This is a genomic window from Streptomyces sp. NPDC087859, assembly GCF_044742595.1.
GTDB lineage: Bacteria > Actinomycetota > Actinomycetes > Streptomycetales > Streptomycetaceae > Streptomyces > Streptomyces canus_F.
In genome coordinates, this window is the sequence record NZ_JBIUUU010000003.1 from 137,906 (window position 1) to 155,090 (window position 17,185).

The window sequence follows — 17,185 nt, forward strand, 5'->3', positions numbered from 1 at the left end:
GCAAACCTATTGACTTAGGTAAGCCTTACCTTAGAGGATGCACTGCATGGACTCCTTCTCGACAGTCATCCGCACCGCCTCCCACGAGCAGCACGTGGAGGCGGAGACCTCGTCGTTCATGAGTGACCTGCTCGGCGGCAGGCTGGGCGTGGACGCGTACGCGCGGTACACCGAGCAGCTGTGGTTCGTGTACGAGGCGCTGGAGAGCGGGGCCGAGCGGCTGGCCGCCGATCCGGTGACCGGGCCCTTCATCCAGCCCGAGCTGTACCGGCTGGGCGCGCTGGAGCGGGATCTGGAGCATCTGCGGGGCGCCGGCTGGCGTACGGGGCTGACCGCGCTGCCGGCCACGCGGGCCTATGCGGACCGGGTCCGGGAGTGCGCCACCGAGTGGCCGGCCGGCTACATCGCCCACCACTACACGCGCTACCTCGGCGACCTCTCCGGCGGCCAGATCATCCGCGACAAGGCGGAGCGGACCTGGGGCTTCGAGCGCAAGGGCGACGGAGTGCGCTTCTACGTCTTCGAGGGGATCGCCAACCCCGCCGCGTTCAAGCGGGGTTACCGCGAGCTGCTGGACGGCGTGCGGGTCGACGACCTGGAGAAGCAGCGGATCGTGACGGAGTGCAAGAGGGCGTTCGCGCTGAACACGGCGGTCTTCCGCGCCCTCGGCGAGGAGTTCCCCCTGAGCGCCTAGCGGCCTAGCGCTCCAGGTACACCCGGCCACCGATCTCCACCCAGCCGCCGGGCTGGGGAGCGGTGAGGATCTGCGAGCCCGCGCCCTGGGTGATGTTCAGGGCGCGGCCCAGCCGGTCGGTGAGCAGGAGGGCGGCGGCGCCGGTCGCCTCGTCCTCGTCGATCCCGTCGTCACGGCCGGGGAACGCCCGCGCGCGCACCCGTCCCGCGGGCTCGTCCTCCCAGGCCCAGGCGTAGATCCACTCCCCCTTCGGCGGCACGTCCAGGTCGTCGACCTCGGCGGCCGTCGCGTACTGCCTGAGCGTCCGCGGCGGCGCCCACTCCGCCCGCGCCTCGATCCAGCTGAACTCGCCGTCGAGCCGGGCGCCCACGACACCGGCCGGGGTGACCAGCTCCGGCACGTCGAGCAACCATGCCGTGCCGACGCAGGGGTGGCCGGCGAAGGGCAGCCTCAGCGTCGGCGTGTAGATGTCGATGACCCCGCGCTCCGGGTCGTCCACGAACACGGTCTCACTGAACCCGAGCTTCCCGGCGAACAGTTGCCGCTCCTCGCGGTCCGGCATCACGGATCCCTCGCGTATGACGCCGAGTTCATTGCCGTATCCGCCGTTCGGCGCGCAGAAGACGCGCAGTACGTCGTAGTCAGTCACGGGGGAATTGAAGCATCGCGCGGTCGGCCAGGTCGTCCCAGGCCCTGGCTCCGCCGGGGAGGGGCCAGAAGTCGGTGGGGGGCATGCCGTACGGAAGCGAGGCGATCAGCTCGGCGTGCCCCTGTTCCATGGCGGCCCGTTGGCGTGCGTGGCCGGGGTCGTCGGGGCGCGCCGCCGACTGCCGCAGGCGGTTCTCGTGGGCGCGGGTCGCGCGCTCGGCCACCCGCCGCCACACGCCCTCGTCGGACACCCGGTGGAGCAGCACACACTCCGGCGTCCGGCCCTCCGCCAGCGCGGCCATCGCCCGGTCGTGGCCGTCCAGGATCACGCAGCCGTCCAGGAAGGCCACCGACCACAGCAGGACGGGCGCGAGCGTTCCCTCGCGGGCGTGCTTGCGGTACGCCTTCACCCGCCCGGCATCCGGTGGCGAGAGGCGGCGGAGCGGGAGAACGCCGTTCCAGCCGCCACCGCAGTACAGCTCCAACCGGCCGCCCGGCCAGACCTTCACGAACTCCTCGGTCCAGACGTACGGCGGGAACTCGGTCCGCAGGGCCAGCTCCCAGCGTCCGTCCAGCAACGGGGCGCCGTCCGCTTCCTCCAGCCAACGCGCGTACTGGTGCGGCCAGTTGACGTTCGACCGCATGTCCGCCGAGCGCAGTGGCGGCAGCGGGGAGCGGTAACCGTCGAGGCGGTGCAGGTGCAGATCCCGGCAGCAGTGCCGACCCACCGTGCGACCGAGCAGCACGGGTCGCTCTCCCTGCCGCAACAGAAGCCGCCCGTCGCCCGTCGTCTCGAAGCGCAACGCCGGCGGGCCGGGGCGGTTCGCCACGTTCAGTACCAGCCGCCCCGGCCCCAGCAGTTCCCTGTGTCCCCTGTTCACGGGGACAGTTCTACGCCTCGGTACGGCGCCCGCGCATCGATGATTTCCAGGTAAGCAAGGTAAGGCTAACCTAAACTCATACGGCTCAAGTCGGTCGTGGGGCAGCTGTACAAGAAGGACGGTGGGGCGTGACCGTACTGGAGAAGACCGCGGTTCAGGCGGGTGGGACGGCTGAGTCCCCGCCACGAGGACGGCGGTCGGCCGCGTGGCTGATGACCGCCGGGCTGGTCGTGGGACTGCTCGTCCTCGTGCCGGTCGCGGCCGGTGTCGGGGCCTATCCGATCCCGGTCGCGGACGTCCTCGGCTCCGTGCAGCACAAAGTCGGGCTCGGGGGCGGCGGGTTGGACCGGGTCGCCGAGTCGGTGCTGTGGAACGTGCGGTTCCCAAGGATCGCGCTCGCGCTGCTCGTCGGGGCCTCGCTGGGGTGTGCGGGGGCGTTGATGCAGGGCGTGTTCGGCAATCCGCTTGCCGAGCCGGGGGTCATCGGTGTCTCGTCGGGGGCGGCCGTGGGGGCGGTCGCGGCGATCGCGTTCGGGATCGACTTCCTCGGCACGTGGACGGTTTCGGTGTTCGCGTTCGTCGCGGGGCTCGGGACGGTGCTGCTGGTGTACGCGATGTCGCGGTCCGGGGGGCGTACGGAGGTCGTGACGCTGATCCTCACCGGGATCGCGGTGAACGCGTTCGCGGGGGCGGTGATCGGGTTGTTCCTGTTCTTCGCGGACACGGCGGCCGTCAACCAGATCACGTTCTGGCAGCTGGGGTCGTTGGCGCAGGCGACGTGGGCGAAGGTGGTCGCGGTGCTGCCGTGCGCGGTGCTCGGGCTGGCGGTGGCTCCGCTGTACGCGCGGCGGCTGGATCTGCTGTCTCTCGGTGAGCGGCCGGCTCGGCATCTGGGGGTGGATGTGGAGCGGTTGCGGATCGTTCTGGTGCTGGTGATCGCGTTGCTGACGGCGGCGGCGGTGAGTGTGTCCGGGATCATCAGCTTTGTGGGGCTGGTGGTGCCGCATCTGCTGCGGATGGTGGCGGGGCCGGGGCATCGGTTCCTGGTGCCGGGGAGTGCGTTGACGGGGGCGCTGGTGTTGTTGGCGGCGGATTTGGCCGCGCGGACGGTCGCGGCGCCGGCGGAGTTGCCGCTGGGTGTGCTGACGGCGCTGCTGGGCAGCCCGTTCTTCTTCTGGCTGCTGCGTCGGACGCGGCGCAGGCAGGGGGGATGGGCCTAGGGGTGGTACGGCGGGTGCGGGTGAGTGGGGGCCGGTCGCGCACTTCCCCGCGCCCCTGAAAGCACTCACCTCAGCCCCTCTTTTCCGCCGCAACGGCGCTCGGCCACTGCCGAGCACCCCTCCACCTTCAAGGACCCCGTCATGAGACTCCTCCGCAATCGCCCCACTCCCCCGGTCCCCGCCGAGCCCGGAGATGTGCTTGCCGCGACTGAAGGGCTGCACGTCCGCCTCGGACCCCGCGACGTGCTGCAAGGCATCGACATCACCGTCCGCGCCGGGGAGGTTCTCGCGCTCGTCGGGCCCAACGGGGCCGGTAAGTCCACTCTGCTCGGGGCGCTCGCCGCGGATGTTCCGGCCGCCGGTGGGGTGGTGCGGATTCATGGGCGTCCCGCCGCGGAGTGGTCCGCGCCCGAACTCGCCCTGCGCAGGGCTGTTCTCCCCCAGTCGGCCTCCCTCTCCTTCCCCTTTGCCGTCGAGGACGTCGTACGGATGGGACGCGCACCCTGGGCCGCCATCGCGCCCGACGACGATGACCGGGCCGTCGCCGAGGCCATGCGCCAGACCGAAGTCGCCGCCTTCGCGTCCCGTCCCTTCGGCGCGCTGAGCGGTGGTGAGCGGGCCAGGGTCGCGCTCGCGCGGGTGCTCGCGCAGCGGGCTCCGCTGCTGCTGCTGGACGAGCCGACCGCGGCTCTCGACCTCAGGCATCAGGAGCTGGTGCTGCGGGTGTGCCGGGAGCGGGCGCGCCAGGGGGACGCCGTCGTTGTCGTCCTGCACGATCTGGGGCTCGCCGCCGCGTACGCGCACCGGGTCGCGATCCTGCGCGCCGGGCGGGTCGCCGCCGACGGGGCGCCGGACGAGGTCTTCGACGAGCGGCTGCTGTCGGAGGTGTACGACCAGCCCGTGGAGGTGTTTCCGCACCCGCGGACGGGGGCGCTGCTCGTAAACCCTGAGCGGGACCTTTGAATCTCCTTTGACCTTTACTTGGGGTCCGTTTTGAGTCACCGTGATCGGCTCGTGCTCTTACACCGTCTATGAGAGGTGAATCACGGGACGGTGGGGTATCACGCAGGTAAGGCTCGGATAAGTTAGGCGAGCCTCACCGAACCGTGTGAGCCCTGTCACGTGATTTTTCAGCCATCGCCCGGGAGCCCGCATGCGAGCCGCCAGACTCTCCGCAGTCACCGCCACCGCCGTCGTGGCGGCCTTGACCGCCCTCACCGGGTGCACCGAGAAGGGCGGCTCCGGGGGCAGCGACCGTGTGATCGACGTGACCGCCACCGACAGCAAGTGCGACGTGTCGAAGAAGGAGTTCCCGGCCGGCCACGTCGAGCTCGCCATCGAGAACAAGGGCTCCAAGGTCACCGAGGTCTACATCCTCTTCCCGGACGACCGGGTCGTGACCGAGCGCGAGAACATCGGCCCGGGCACCAAGCAGACCGTCACCGCGGAGGTGAAGGCCGGCGACTACACGATCGCCTGCAAGCCCGGCATGAAGGGCGACGGCATCCGCCAGGACGTCAAGGCCACCGGTGGCACCGCCGCCAAGCGCGACCCCCGCCTCGACAAGGCCGTCGCCGCCTACCGCACCTACGTGCAGGCGCAGGCCGACGAGACGCTGCCGCTCGCCGAGACCTTCGCCAAGGCGGTCAAGGACGGGGACATCGAGGCCGCGAAGAAGGCCTACGCCCCCTCCCGCATCGGCTGGGAGCGCACCGAGCCGGTCGCGGAGTCCTTCGGTGACATCGACCCGAAGGTCGACGTCCGCGAGGACGGTCTGGAGGACGGCCAGGACCCGGAGAAGGACTGGACCGGCTGGCACCGCCTGGAGCGCTCGCTGTGGAAGGACAAGAAGCTCACCGCCCGTGACTCCGAGCTCGCCGACCAGCTGATCACCGACCTCAAGGACTGGCAGAACCGGGTCGGCAAGGCCGAGATCACCCCGACCTCCATGGCCAACGGCGCCAAGGAGCTCCTCGACGAGGTCGCCACCGGCAAGGTCACCGGTGAGGAGGAGCGCTACTCGCACACCGACCTCGTCGACTTCAAGGCCAATGTGGAGGGCGCCGAGAAGTCGTACGAGCTGCTGAAGGCGGTCGCCAAGGAGAACGACGCGGCCCTCACCACCGAGCTCGACAAGCAGTTCGCCGCGCTCAACACGCTGCTGGACAAGTACCGCGCGGACAAGACCTCGTACGACTTCACCTCGTACGAGAAGGTCGGCAAGGACGACCGCAAGGAGCTGTCGGACGCGGTGAACGCCCTCGCGGAGCCGCTGTCCAAGCTCGCCGCCGCAGTCGTCGCGAAGTGAAGCAGGGGGAGCCCTCATGACCGAGAACTCCACGGACGAGAACTCCACGGACGAGACCTCCACCACGGAGAACTCGCCCTCCCCGTCCCGCCGTTCGCTGATCGGCTGGGGCGGTGCCGGGCTCGCGCTCGGTGCCGCCGCGGCCGGCGGGGCGGTGGCGATGACCCGGGCCGGCAACGACGTGGACCCCGTGGGCGCCGAGGCGGGGGCCGCCGTCGCGTTCCACGGCGGCCACCAGGCCGGTATCTCCACTCCCGTGCAGGACCGGCTGCACTTCGCCGCGTTCGACGTGAAGACCGAGGACCGCGCCGAGTTCGTGCGGATGCTCAAGGACTGGACGGCGGCCGCGCGGCGGATGACCGGCGGACAGGCGGTCGGCGAGGGCGCCTTCGGCGGGCTGGCCGAGGCACCGCCGGACGACACCGGCGAGGCGCTGGGTCTCAAGCCCTCGCGGCTCACCCTCACCATCGGCTTCGGGCCGTCGCTGTTCCGGAAGTTCGGGCTCGAAGGCGAACAGCCCGAGGGTCTCTTCGAGTTGCCCAAGTTCGCCGGGGACGCCCTCGACAAGAACCGCAGCGGCGGCGACCTGTGCATCCAGGCCTGCGCCGACGACCCCCAGGTCGCCGTGCACGCCATCCGCAACCTGGCCCGTATCGGCTTCGGCAAGGTCGTCATCCGCTGGTCGCAGCTCGGCTTCGGGAAGACCTCGTCCACGACGCCGGAGGAGCAGACCCCGCGCAACCTCATGGGGTTCAAGGACGGCACCCGCAACATCGCGGGGACGGAGACGGACCGGCTGGAGAAGTTCGTGTGGGTCTCCGACCAGGACGGGCCCGACTGGATGGTCGGCGGCTCCTACCTCGTCGCCCGCCGTATCCGGATGCACATCGAGACCTGGGACCGCACCTCCTTGCAGGAGCAGGAGGACATCTTCGGCCGCGACAAGGGCGAGGGCGCCCCGGTCGGCAAGGCCAAGGAGCGCGACAAGCCGTTCCTGAAGGCGATGAAGCCCGACGCGCACGTCCGCCTCGCGCACCCCGACACCAACCACGGGGCGACCATTCTGCGCCGCGGCTACTCCTTCACCGACGGCACGGACGGGCTCGGGCGGCTCGACGCCGGGCTGTTCTTCCTCGCGTACCAGCGCGATGTGCGCAAGGGATTCGTGCAGATCCAGCGCAACCTCGCACCGGACGCCCTCAACGAGTACATCCAGCACGTGGGTTCGGCGGTCTTCGCCGTCCCGCCCGGCGTCCGTGACAAGGACGACTGGTGGGGCAGCACGCTGTTCTCCAAGGAGGCGTAGCCGTGTTCAGCAACTATCTGATCGGTCTGCGCGAAGGCCTGGAGGCCTCTCTCGTCGTCTGCATCCTCATCGCCTATCTGGTGAAGACGGAGCGCAGGGACGCGCTGAAGCCCATCTGGATCGGCATCGCCGTCGCGGTCGCGATCGCGCTCGGCTTCGGCTGCGCCCTCGAATTCGGCTCCCAGGAGCTGACGTTCAAGGCGCAGGAGGCGCTCGGCGGTTCGCTGTCGATCCTCGCGGTCGTCCTGGTGACGTGGATGGTCTTCTGGATGCGGCGCACCGCCCGGCATCTGAAGGCGGAGCTGCACGGCAAGCTGGACGCGGCCCTGCGGATGGGCACCGGCGCGCTGGTCGCCACCGCGTTCCTCGCGGTCGGCCGGGAGGGTCTCGAGACGTCCCTGTTCGTGTGGGCGTCGGTGCACGCGGCCGGTGACGGGACGCCGCGCCCGCTGATCGGTGTGGGGCTCGGCATCGCCACGGCGGTTGTGCTGGGCTGGCTGTTCTACCGGGGCGCGTTGAAGATCAACCTCGCCAAGTTCTTCACGTGGACCGGCGGCATGCTGGTCGTCGTGGCGGCGGGCGTGCTGGCGTACGGCTTCCATGATCTCCAGGAGGCCGACTGGCTGCCGGGCCTGAACGACAAGGCCTTCGACATCTCCGGGACCATCCCGCCGGACAGCTGGTACGGCACCCTGCTGAAGGGCGTCTTCAACTTCCAGCCGGACCCGACCGTGCTCCAGGTCACGGTGTGGCTGCTGTACCTGATCCCGACGCTCGCGCTGTTCCTCGCCCCGGTAGGGTTCGCCTCCGGGAAGGGGAAGGTGAAGGCATCCGATGAGCAGGGATCGCAGCCCTCGAAGGCTTCGCAGTCTTGACCGGAGGGTGCTGATAGCGGCCTCGGTGACCGCTTTGTCGCTGACGGCGAGCGGATGCGTGGTGGTCCACGGGGAACGCGAGGTGCTCCCCGCGACGACCAGGGCCGAAGCCGCCGAGGCGCTCCGGGAGTTCACGACCGCGTACAACAAGGCCGACAAGGCGTACGACAGTTCCCTGGACGCGGACCACGTCACCGGCCCTCTCGCCGACATCGACGCGGCGCGGCTGAAGGCGGGCCGGGCCAACAGCCCGCAGGGCAACACGGCGCACACCCCGCTGAAGCTGTCCGACGCGAAGTACACCATCCCCAAGAAGGCGGGCTGGCCCCGCTGGTTCGTCGCCGACACCGCCGCGAACAAGGGCGGCAGCGCGCGCTGGCTGTTCGTGTTCACGCGCGACGGCCTGGACGAGCCGTTCCAGGTGGCGTACTTGACGCTGGTCGCACCGGACGACGTACCGCAGTTCAAGACCGACACGGACGGCTGGGCGGAGGCCGTCCCCGCGAACTCGACGGAACTGTCCGTCGCCCCGCGGCAGTTGAGCCAGGACTACGCGACGTATCTGCAGAGCGGCGAGGGGAAGACCTTCGCGGCGGGCGCCCACACCAGCGGATGGCGCACGCAGCGCACCAAGGACGCCAAGAAGCCGGGACGGGCCACGCAGTACATCGACGAGTCGCTGACGAACGGTGACTACGCCCCGCTGGCGCTGCGCACCAAGGACGGCGGCGCCCTGGTGTTCTTCACGACGCGGCACTTCATGAAGCAGACCGCCTACGCGGGCACCACGCTCCCCGACCAGAACGCGGCCGTCGACGCCCTGACGACCGGCGAGGTCAAGCAGTCGCTGACGATGGAGTTCGTCTCCAACGAGGTCGCCCTGGACCCGGCGAAGGGTGCGAAGGGCGGGCAGGTGTCGGTGCTGGGGCGGATCCAGGGACTGACGGCGGCGAAGGGCGAGTAACCCCCTCGCGCCCTGAGGAGAGGTGCCCCTCCTCCTCGGACGGAGGTGCCTCAGCCGCGCGAGGGCCAGGCCGCGGAGGCGTGGTCCCGGTCCTCGCCGGCCCAGCGGGCGCCGGCGTCGGTGAGGATCTCCAGCAGGCTCAGCGGGTCGGGCAGCGGGTGCTCCGGGCCGCGTACCCAGCGCACGGTCCGACCGTCACCGGGCAGCCGGGCGGGCGGTACGAGAACGTAGGAGCCGCGGCAGTGCCAGCGAAGCCCCGGATGCTCGTCCATCGTCTCGGGGTGGCAGTCCAGCTCGCACGGCCACCACTCGTCCTCGTCCTCGGGGGTGCCGCGGGTGAGGGTGAAGAACATCAGCCGGCCGTCGGTCTCGGCGACCGGGCCGACCTCGATACCGGAGGCGAGCAGCCGCTCCAGGGCCTCGCGGCCGGCGTCGAGGGGCATGTCCAGGACGTCGTGCACCATGCCGGTCGCGGTGATGAAGTTGGCCTGCGGCTGGTGCCGGGCCCAGCGCTCGATCTGGGCGCGGTCGGTGGTGGACTGCGTCTGCCAGGCGAAGGAGACGGGGTGCCGGGCCGGGGTGGGACAGCCGACACGGTCGCAGGAACAGCGGTAGCCGGCCGGGTGCGCGGCGGGCGCCAGAGGCAGTCCCGCCCCGGCGGCGGCCAGCAGCAGGGCCTCACGGCCGCCGTCGTCGGCGGCGTCCTTCGGGCGGCGTCCACGCAGCCACTGGGTGAGTTTGCCCTGCCGGCCGGTCCGGCCGCCGAACTCCTGGCTCATGTATCGCCTCGCCTCGCTGTGGTGCGGACAGCATGCTCTATGGTCCCACCATCCTGCGCTCCCGGTGGCCGGAGCCGACAACCGGGGTAGGCGGGACAGGGCGTACCGGGGAGGAGGATCGGGTGAAATCCTCCGCTTTGACAGGATTTAGGGACCCGGCGCCCCTACCGTGGTCGTCATGGTCACGAGGATCGCGCTGACGGGCCTGGCTTCGGCGGCTTCCCTGGTCTCGCTGCTGGGACCGACGATCCCGCTGGAGTGGGGACCCGGACCGCTCACGGCGGACTCGCTGCCGCGTGTGACATACGTCGCCCATCGCGGCGGCGCCCGTGAGGTGCCCGAGAACAGCCTGTCGGGGCTCATGGCCGCCTATGGCCGCCGTACGGCCCACGTACTGGACTTCGACACCCGCATGCTGAGCGACGGAACGCTCGTCGTGATGCACGATCCGCTGCTGAACCGCACGACGTATCTGGGCGGCGAGGTGCACAGGCTGAACGTGCGGGAGTGGCAGGGCGTACGGGTGCGCCCCAAGGCCTCCCTCCCCGGCAGCTGGCGGTCGGAGCGGCCGCCCACCGTGGCCCAGGTGCTGGATCTGCTGGGCGGGCGGGCCGTGCTGATGCTGGAGGCGAAGGACCCCCGGAGCGTGGCCCCGCTGGCGGCACTGCTCCGCTCCCGGGGCCTGACCCGCTCGGTCTTCGTCCACTCCAACGACCCCGCACTGGCCCGGCGGGCCCATCGCCTGGGCCTCCTGACCGGCCTGTGGCGCTCGGCCCAGCAGTTGCGCACCGACCGTCCCGAGCGGTGGCGGTCCTTCGTGGACGTCCTGGACGTCGACTACAAGGCGCGTGACGCGGACCTGGTCCGGGCGGTGAACTCCGGTGTCCGACGGGTGTGGGCCCACACCGTGGTGACGCCGGCGCAGCGGGACCGGGTGCTGGGGCTGGGCTGCGACGGGGTGATCACGGATACGCCGGGGCGGCTGGCGCGGGTGCCTCAGCGCGGGGCGAGACCGTAGAGGGCGTAGTCGACGAGGGTGTCGGTGTACTCGTACGAGATCGGTCCGGTGTGCTGGAGCCAGCGCTGGGCCAGGGGTGAGACGAAGAGCTCCAGGGCGATGCGCGGGTCGATGTCCGGGCGTACGTCGCCGGTGTCCTGTGCGGAGCGCAGACGGTCGACGTAGAGCTGGAGCGAGGGTTCGAGCAGCTTGGCGACCAGTTCCCGGCCGAGCTGCTCGTTGACGACTCCCTCCGCGGCCAGCGCCCTTGACGGCACCTCGAAACGGGGGTCCCTCAGCTCGTCGACCGTGGCGCGCAGTACGGCCTTGAGGTCGGCGGCGAGGTCGCCCGTGTCCGGGAAGGCGTACGACTCCTGGCCGGCCTCGCGTGCGGACTGTTCGCCGAGGTCGAGGAAGGCCTCCATCAGCACCTCCGCCTTCGACGTCCACCATCGGTAGATCGTCTGCTTCCCGACGCCTGCGCGGGCCGCGATGCCCTCGATGGTGGTCTTGGGGTAGCCGACCTCGCCGACGAGTGCGAGGGCGGCGTCATAGATGGCGCGGCGGGACTTCTCGCTGCGGCGAGTGGTGTCGGGGGCGGGCTGCTTGACCATGGGCCGACGGTAGCAGGCGAGTGAGACGCCCCGTCTCGCTGAACCCGAGAGTTCCTCGCCCCCGCCGCCCCTACCCGTCCCATCCCTGGGGGCTGCCGCCCCCAGACCCCCGCTTCGGCCCTGAACGGGCCTCGTCCTCAAACGCCGGACGGGCTGGGTTTCTCAGCCCCTCCGGCGTTTGAGGAGCGGGGGTCCAGGGGGCAGCGCCCCCTGGGAGCGGGGTCGAAGGGGCGGCAGCCCCTGGGGATGGGAATGGGTAAGGGCGGCGGGGGCGAGAAAAGCCGGGGCTACGGCAGCGGGGGCCAGGGGTCGCCCCAAGCCGCGTTCCTCGCCGCCTTGTACAGGTCGCCGTGCCGCTTCGTCACCGTCGTGCGGGACAGCTGCTCGTCCGTCTCGCAGAGGTCCAGCAGGACCTGGCCCTTGCGGATCTGGGGGCGGCGGACGACGCGGGACTCGGCCGGGGTGACCGGGAAGCGGGCGGCGGCGACGTAGCTGAACTTCTCGTCCTCGTAGGGCAGGGAGCCGCCCTTGACCTGCCGGTGCAGGGACGAGCGGCTGACCCGTGTCGAGAAGTGGCACCAGTCCTCACCGGGGACGATGGGGCAGGCCGCGCTGTGCGGACAGGGAGCCGCGACATGGAAGCCGGCCGCGATCAGTCGGTCGCGGGCCTCGATCACCCGGGCGTATCCGTCCGGCGTACCGGCCTCGACGATCACCACGGCCTGCGCGGCCCCCGCGGCGGCGTCGACGAGAGCGGTGCGGTCGCCGGGAGTGAGTTCGTTCAGGACGTAGGACACCGTGACGAGGTCCGTGCTCTCGAGCGCGAGGGAGGATCCGATCCGCGAGCGTCGCCACGTCGCGCCTTCCAGCGCCGGGTTCGCCACGGCGATCTCCCGGCCGAGGGCGAGCGCGGGCTCCGCCCAGTCGAGGACCGTGACCGGCCGCGTACCGGACCAGGTGGCACTGACCGCCCAGGTCGCCGCCCCGGTCCCCCCGCCGACGTCCACATGGCTCGCCGGCGCCCACCGCGGCACCGCGTCCGCGAACGCGTCCAGCGCCGAGCGCACCGCCTCGAAGGTGGCCGGCATCCGGTACGCGGCGTAGGCGGCGACGTCCGCCCGGTCCCGGAGGATGGGCGCGTCGGTCGGGGTGGCCCCGCGGTAGGTGGCGATCAGCCGGTCGACGGCCTGCGCGGCCTGCTTCGGCGGCAGTCCGTCGAGGACGGAGGCAAGGGTGGCGCGAAGGGTCTCGGCCGGGGATACGGGGGCGTTCACCCGGCGATTCTAGGTGGCCCGGGACCCGCCCCGAACGTCCTCGTCCTCACCCGCCGGACAGACTGGTGGGCCGGACCGCGCGCGCCAGTCGGGTGGCCCCCGCCGCTCTGGGTCTGCTGTCCGGCGGCCGTCTTCGGGGGTGGACCGCGTTCGACAGCAGTACCAGGAACGTGTCCGTCGAGCGGTCCAGGACCAGCGAGGTTCCGGTGAAGCCGGTATGGCCCGCGGCCCCCCGCCCGGCCAGTTCGCCCATGAACCACGGCTGGTCGACGGCGAAGCCCAGGCCCGGTGGGGTCAGCATGAGTTCGACGAAGTCGGGGCCGAGGATGCGGGCGGGGCCGTAGGAGCCGCCCGCCAGCAGGGCGCGGCAGAAGACGGCCAGGTCACGGCCGGTGGAGAAGAGACCGGCGTGGCCCGCCACACCGCCCAGCGCCCACGCGTTCTCGTCGTGGACGACTCCCCGCAGCATCCCCCGGTCCGCCTTGGCCCAGGGCCTTCGCTGGTACTCCGTCGCCGCCGCCCCGGGGCACGGCCCGAACCCGGTCGCCGTCATCCCCAGCGGCCGGGTGATGCCGTCGTGGACGAGGGTGTCCAGGCCCCGGCCGGTGATGCGTTCCAGGACGTGCTGGAGGAGGAGCAGGTTCACATCCGAGTATGTGTAGGTGCCGGGTACACCGATCGGGGGCTCGGACCGCAGCAGCTCCAGCCGTTCCGCGTCGTCCGCGCAGTCGTACAGCGGGAGTTCGGGGCGGAGCCCGGAGGTGTGCGTGAGCAGCTCCCGTACCGTCACCCCGTGCTCGGCGGCGGCCCGGAAGTCCGGCAGGTACGCGCCCACCCGGGCGTCGATGCCGAGGGTGCCGCGTTCGATCTGCTGCATCGTGGCGACGGCGGTGAACAGCTTGGTGAGGGAGGCGAGGTCGAAGGGGGTCGCGACCGTCATCGGGACGCGTGCCTTGCGCGGCAGTTCCACGCCCGCGTCGGCCTCGGGGTCGTAGGAGGCGTACCGGACCGCCCAGCCCGCCGCCTCCTCGACGGCGATCACCGGGCCGCGTCCGGCGACCACGACGGTGCCGGCCGCCCAGGGGCGCTCGCCGGTGGTGAGGTCGTGGACCTCCTGGGCGAGGTGTTCGAGCTCTCCGGGGTCGAGTCCGGCCCGTTCCGGTGTGTCGCTGCGCAGTCTTGGCGCGCTCAGCTCCCTGCTCCCTCCGCGATCGCACGTCTGTTCCAAGGACGGCACATTCCCATGAAACAGGCAAGCGCTACCAGTGCCGACACGACTTGGACCACGGCCATCGGTACGGCGGTGTCCTCCCCGGCGATCCCGACCAGCGGGGAGGCGATGGCCCCGATGAGGAAGGAGGAGGTGCCGAGCAGGGCGGAGGCGGAGCCCGCGGAGTGCTTGGTGCGCAGGAGGGCGAGGGACTGGGCGTTGGGGAGGGTGATGCCCATCGCCGACATCAGGACGAAGAGAGCGGCGGCCACGGCCACCAGGCCGGGCTCGCCGAACACGCCCAGGGACATCAGCAGCAGAGCGGTCGCGGCGGCGATGACGATCGAGAGCCCCGCGCCCAGCACCTTCTCCAGGCTGACCCGGCCGACCAGCACCTTGCCGTTGATCTGGCCGACGACGACCAGGCCCACCGAGTTCAGCCCGAAGAGCAGGCTGAAGGTCTGCGGTGAGGCCCCGTAGATCTCCTGGATGACGAAGGGTGAGGCCGAGATGTACGCGAACAGCGCGGCGAAGGCGAAGCCGCCCGCGAGCATGAAGCCGGTGAAGGGGAGGTCGGCGAGCAGGGTACCCATGGACCGCAGGGCGGCGCCGACCCCGCCGACATGGCGCCGCTCCACCGGGAGGGTCTCGGGCAGCCGGGCCCACACCAGCACGGCCAGCAGCGCGCCGACGACCGTCAGGACCACGAACACGCCCCGCCAGTCCGTCACCCGCAGGATCTGTCCGCCGATGACGGGCGCGACGATCGGAGCGACCCCGCCGATCAGCATCAGGGTGGAGAAGAAGCGGGCCATGGCCACACCGTCGTAGAGATCGCGTACGACGGCCCGCGCGATCACTATCCCGGCCGCGCCCGCCAGCCCCTGTGTCAGCCGGAAGGCGACCAGGGTCTCGACGGTGGGCGCCAGGGCGCACAGGGCGGTGGCGAGGACGTAGACGACCAGCCCGACGAGCAGCGGGCGCCGGCGGCCCCAGCGGTCGCTCATCGGGCCGACCACGAGCTGGCCGAGGGCCATGCCGAGCAGACAGGCGGTGAGGGTGAGCTGGACGGTCGCGGCGGACGCGTGCAGGGAGTTCGTGACCTCCGGGAGCGAGGGGAGGTACATGTCCATCGCCAGCGGAGGCGTGGCGGTCAGACCGCCGAGGGTGAGGGTGACGACCCAGCCGGTGCGGCGGGCGGCACGAGTGGGCGGCTGCGCCGGTGCCGCAGCCGCCTGTTCCAGGTCCGGTGTCGATGCCCCGCTGTCGGGCATGTGCCCCTCCCTCTGAATCCGATCCGCCACCTATGCTCTCAGCTCGTACACAGTGGCGAGTGTCACGCGAGCGAGGATGGACGCGGGGATGACGGAGCAGAGGGTGCGCTGGGGAATCCTGGCGACCGGTGGGATCGCGGCGGCGTTCACCGCCGACCTGGTGGATCTGCCGGACGCGGAGGTCGTGGCGGTGGCCTCGCGGAGCGAGGAGTCGGCGAAGGCGTTCGCGGAGCGGTTCGGGATCGAGCGGGCGTACGGCGAGTGGGGCGCGCTGGCCGAGGACGCGGACATCGATGTCGTCTACGTCGCCACCCCGCACTCGGCGCACCGGGCGGCCGCCGGTCTGTGCCTGGAGGCCGGGCGGAACGTGCTGTGCGAGAAGGCGTTCACGCTGAACGCGCGCGAGGCGGAGGAACTGGTCGGGCTGGCGCGGGAGCGCGGGAGCTTCCTGATGGAAGCCATGTGGATGTACTGCAATCCCCTCATACGGCAGCTCAAGGCACTGGTGGACGACGGCGCGATCGGCGAAGTGCGCAGCGTCCAGGCCGACTTCGGGCTGGCCGGCCCCTTCCCGCCCAGTCACCGGCTGCGCGACCCGGCACAGGGCGGCGGAGCGCTCCTCGACCTCGGCGTGTACCCGGTGTCGTTCGCCCAGCTGCTGCTCGGGGAGCCGTCGGACATCGCGGCCCGCGCGACGCTCTCCGACGAGGGTGTCGACCTCCAGACGGGCGCCCTGCTCTCCTACGACAGCGGCGCGCTCGCCTCGGTGCACTGCTCGATCATCGGCGGTACGGCGACCTCGGCGTCGGTCACCGGTTCGCTGGGCCGTATCGACGTGCCGTACGGCTTCTTCTTCCCGGACCGGTTCGTGCTGCACCGGGACGGCCGGGACCCCGAGGAGTTCAAGGCCGAGGCCGGTCCCCGCAACAGCCTCAAGCACGAGGCCGTCGAGGTGATGCGTGCGCTGCGGGCCGGTGAGACCGAGTCGCCGCTCGTCCCGCTCGACGGCACGCTCGCGGTGATGCGGACGATGGACACGGTCCGGGAGCGCGTCGGGGTCCGCTACCCGGGGGAGTGAGACATCCGTATCGCGGACTCTTGATTCCACGTTACGGATGGACCTCGTACGCTCCCTGCCATGACTGAACGTGGATCGAAGATCGCCGTCGTGACCGGCGCCGGCTCGGGCATCGGGCGGGCCGTCGCCGTGGAGCTGCTGCGGACGGGATGGTCCGTGGCGCTGGCGGGGCGCCGCCCCGGGACGCTTCAGGAGACGGCGGCGCTCGCGCCGGAGGGTGCCGCCCTCGCCGTACGCGCCGATGTCGCGCAACCGGACGACGTGGCCGCGCTGTTCGCCGCGACCGTGGAGCGGTTCGGGCGGGTGGACCTGCTGTTCAACAACGCGGGGACGTTCGGTCCCGGCGGGGTGCCCGTCGAGGAGCTGCCGTACGACGCGTGGCGGCACGTGGTGGACACCAACCTCAACGGGGCGTTCCTGTGCGCGCAGGCGGCGTACCGGCAGATGAAGGAGCAGGATCCGCAGGGCGGGCGGATCATCAACAACGGCTCGATCTCCGCCCATACGCCGCGTCCGCACTCCGTCGCCTACACCGCGACCAAGCACGCGCTGACCGGCCTCACCAAGTCACTGTCCCTGGACGGGCGGCCGTACGGCATCGCGGTCGGGCAGATCGACATCGGGAACGCGGCGACCGACATGACCGCACGGATGCAGACCGGTGCGTTGCAGGCCAACGGCGAGGTCGCGCCCGAGCCCGTGATGGACGTCGCGGATGTCGCGCGCACGGTGCGGCACATGGCGGAGCTGCCGCTGGGGGCGAACGTGCAGTTCGCGACCGTGCTGGCGACGGCGATGCCGTACGTCGGGCGTGGTTGAGGGCTCAATCTGCACAAGCGGAATATGAACATCCGGTCCATATGGGCCGGTGGTGGACTTATGCTCTACATCTCCTCCATCAGAACTTCACACTTAGAGCAGTGAGCTTCCGCAGACCAAACCGAGGGGGGAGACGGCAGTCGTTCCACCGCACCGGATGGGGGTGGGCTCCGCGCGGGACCGCGGGGTACGCGCCGATGGGTGGAACGGCTGCCGTGCACTTTCTCAGCTCTCGCACATCCCT

Annotated in this window: 17 protein-coding genes; 10 read left to right on the top strand and 7 right to left on the bottom strand. The window is 71.1% G+C overall.

The window, feature by feature from the left end:
* Positions 1-46 precede the first annotated feature (46 nt).
* Positions 47-694, top strand: a complete 648-nt coding sequence (locus ACIOHP_RS08010) for a biliverdin-producing heme oxygenase (RefSeq protein WP_327716740.1) — start codon at positions 47-49, stop codon at positions 692-694.
* Between the two features lie 4 nt (positions 695-698).
* Here the strand turns inward: ACIOHP_RS08010 and ACIOHP_RS08015 are convergent, their stop codons facing one another.
* Complete coding sequence (locus ACIOHP_RS08015) at positions 699-1,343, bottom strand: PhzF family phenazine biosynthesis protein (RefSeq protein ID WP_361538607.1); 645 nt, start codon at positions 1,341-1,343, stop codon at positions 699-701.
* A complete protein-coding gene (locus ACIOHP_RS08020) occupies positions 1,336-2,223 on the bottom strand; it encodes a hypothetical protein (protein WP_401884365.1) in 888 nt (295 codons plus the stop codon). Before ACIOHP_RS08020 ends, ACIOHP_RS08015 begins: the two co-directional genes overlap by 8 nt.
* A 212-nt stretch (positions 2,224-2,435) precedes the next feature.
* Here ACIOHP_RS08020 and ACIOHP_RS08025 point away from each other — a divergent pair, with 212 nt between their 5' ends.
* The 6 genes from ACIOHP_RS08025 to ACIOHP_RS08050 all read left to right on the top strand — a co-directional run bounded on the left by ACIOHP_RS08025 (position 2,436) and on the right by ACIOHP_RS08050 (position 8,896).
* On the top strand, positions 2,436-3,443 hold the full coding sequence (locus tag ACIOHP_RS08025; RefSeq protein WP_401885220.1) for a FecCD family ABC transporter permease: 1,008 nt from the start codon (positions 2,436-2,438) through the stop codon (positions 3,441-3,443).
* Positions 3,444-3,584: 141 nt separating this feature from the next.
* Positions 3,585-4,406, top strand: coding sequence for a heme ABC transporter ATP-binding protein (locus ACIOHP_RS08030; protein WP_401884368.1), 822 nt, complete (start codon positions 3,585-3,587; stop codon positions 4,404-4,406).
* 190 nt (positions 4,407-4,596) lie between these two features.
* Positions 4,597-5,751 (top strand): iron uptake system protein EfeO, encoded by a 1,155-nt coding sequence (efeO, locus tag ACIOHP_RS08035; RefSeq protein WP_401884372.1) that lies wholly within the window; start codon positions 4,597-4,599, stop codon positions 5,749-5,751.
* A 16-nt stretch (positions 5,752-5,767) separates the two neighbouring features.
* On the top strand, positions 5,768-7,057 hold the full coding sequence (gene efeB, locus ACIOHP_RS08040) for an iron uptake transporter deferrochelatase/peroxidase subunit (protein ID WP_401884376.1): 1,290 nt from the start codon (positions 5,768-5,770) through the stop codon (positions 7,055-7,057).
* A gap of 2 nt (positions 7,058-7,059) precedes the next feature.
* Positions 7,060-7,932 carry an iron uptake transporter permease EfeU gene (gene efeU / locus ACIOHP_RS08045; RefSeq protein ID WP_361477307.1) on the top strand — a complete coding sequence of 291 codons (873 nt, stop codon included), beginning with the start codon at positions 7,060-7,062 and terminating at the stop codon, positions 7,930-7,932.
* Positions 7,892-8,896, top strand: coding sequence for a hypothetical protein (locus ACIOHP_RS08050; protein WP_401884381.1), 1,005 nt, complete (start codon positions 7,892-7,894; stop codon positions 8,894-8,896). The genes efeU and ACIOHP_RS08050 overlap by 41 nt, the downstream gene beginning before the upstream one ends.
* A 50-nt stretch (positions 8,897-8,946) precedes the next feature.
* Here ACIOHP_RS08050 and ACIOHP_RS08055 read toward each other — a convergent pair whose 3' ends face one another.
* Positions 8,947-9,675: a bifunctional DNA primase/polymerase gene (locus ACIOHP_RS08055; RefSeq protein ID WP_361538595.1), complete on the bottom strand. Its 729-nt coding sequence runs from the start codon at positions 9,673-9,675 to the stop codon at positions 8,947-8,949.
* A 178-nt stretch (positions 9,676-9,853) separates the two neighbouring features.
* On the opposite strand from ACIOHP_RS08055, the gene ACIOHP_RS08060 reads away from it, so the two are divergent.
* The gene (locus tag ACIOHP_RS08060) at positions 9,854-10,693 is read left to right on the top strand and encodes a glycerophosphodiester phosphodiesterase (RefSeq protein WP_401884385.1); all 840 of its coding nucleotides are present in this window, start codon (positions 9,854-9,856) and stop codon (positions 10,691-10,693) included.
* On the opposite strand, the gene ACIOHP_RS08065 is transcribed toward ACIOHP_RS08060, so the two are convergent.
* The 4 genes from ACIOHP_RS08065 to ACIOHP_RS08080 form a co-directional block, all read right to left on the bottom strand.
* On the bottom strand, positions 10,672-11,286 hold the full coding sequence (locus ACIOHP_RS08065; RefSeq protein WP_361538591.1) for a TetR/AcrR family transcriptional regulator: 615 nt from the start codon (positions 11,284-11,286) through the stop codon (positions 10,672-10,674). The two genes, ACIOHP_RS08060 and ACIOHP_RS08065, sit on opposite strands and share 22 nt — an antisense overlap.
* 287 nt (positions 11,287-11,573) lie before the next feature.
* On the bottom strand, positions 11,574-12,560 hold the full coding sequence (locus ACIOHP_RS08070) for a small ribosomal subunit Rsm22 family protein (RefSeq protein WP_401884389.1): 987 nt from the start codon (positions 12,558-12,560) through the stop codon (positions 11,574-11,576).
* A 46-nt stretch (positions 12,561-12,606) separates the two neighbouring features.
* Positions 12,607-13,797 carry a serine hydrolase domain-containing protein gene (locus ACIOHP_RS08075; RefSeq protein ID WP_401884395.1) on the bottom strand — a complete coding sequence of 397 codons (1,191 nt, stop codon included), beginning with the start codon at positions 13,795-13,797 and terminating at the stop codon, positions 12,607-12,609.
* Positions 13,749-15,044, bottom strand: coding sequence for a multidrug effflux MFS transporter (locus tag ACIOHP_RS08080; protein WP_401884399.1), 1,296 nt, complete (start codon positions 15,042-15,044; stop codon positions 13,749-13,751). Before ACIOHP_RS08080 ends, ACIOHP_RS08075 begins: the two co-directional genes overlap by 49 nt.
* An 88-nt stretch (positions 15,045-15,132) precedes the next feature.
* Here ACIOHP_RS08080 and ACIOHP_RS08085 point away from each other — a divergent pair, with 88 nt between their 5' ends.
* Complete coding sequence (locus tag ACIOHP_RS08085) at positions 15,133-16,122, top strand: Gfo/Idh/MocA family oxidoreductase (RefSeq protein WP_361539907.1); 990 nt, start codon at positions 15,133-15,135, stop codon at positions 16,120-16,122.
* 60 nt (positions 16,123-16,182) lie between these two features.
* Positions 16,183-16,941, top strand: coding sequence for an SDR family oxidoreductase (locus ACIOHP_RS08090; RefSeq protein ID WP_361539910.1), 759 nt, complete (start codon positions 16,183-16,185; stop codon positions 16,939-16,941).
* Positions 16,942-17,185: the final 244 nt, after the last annotated feature.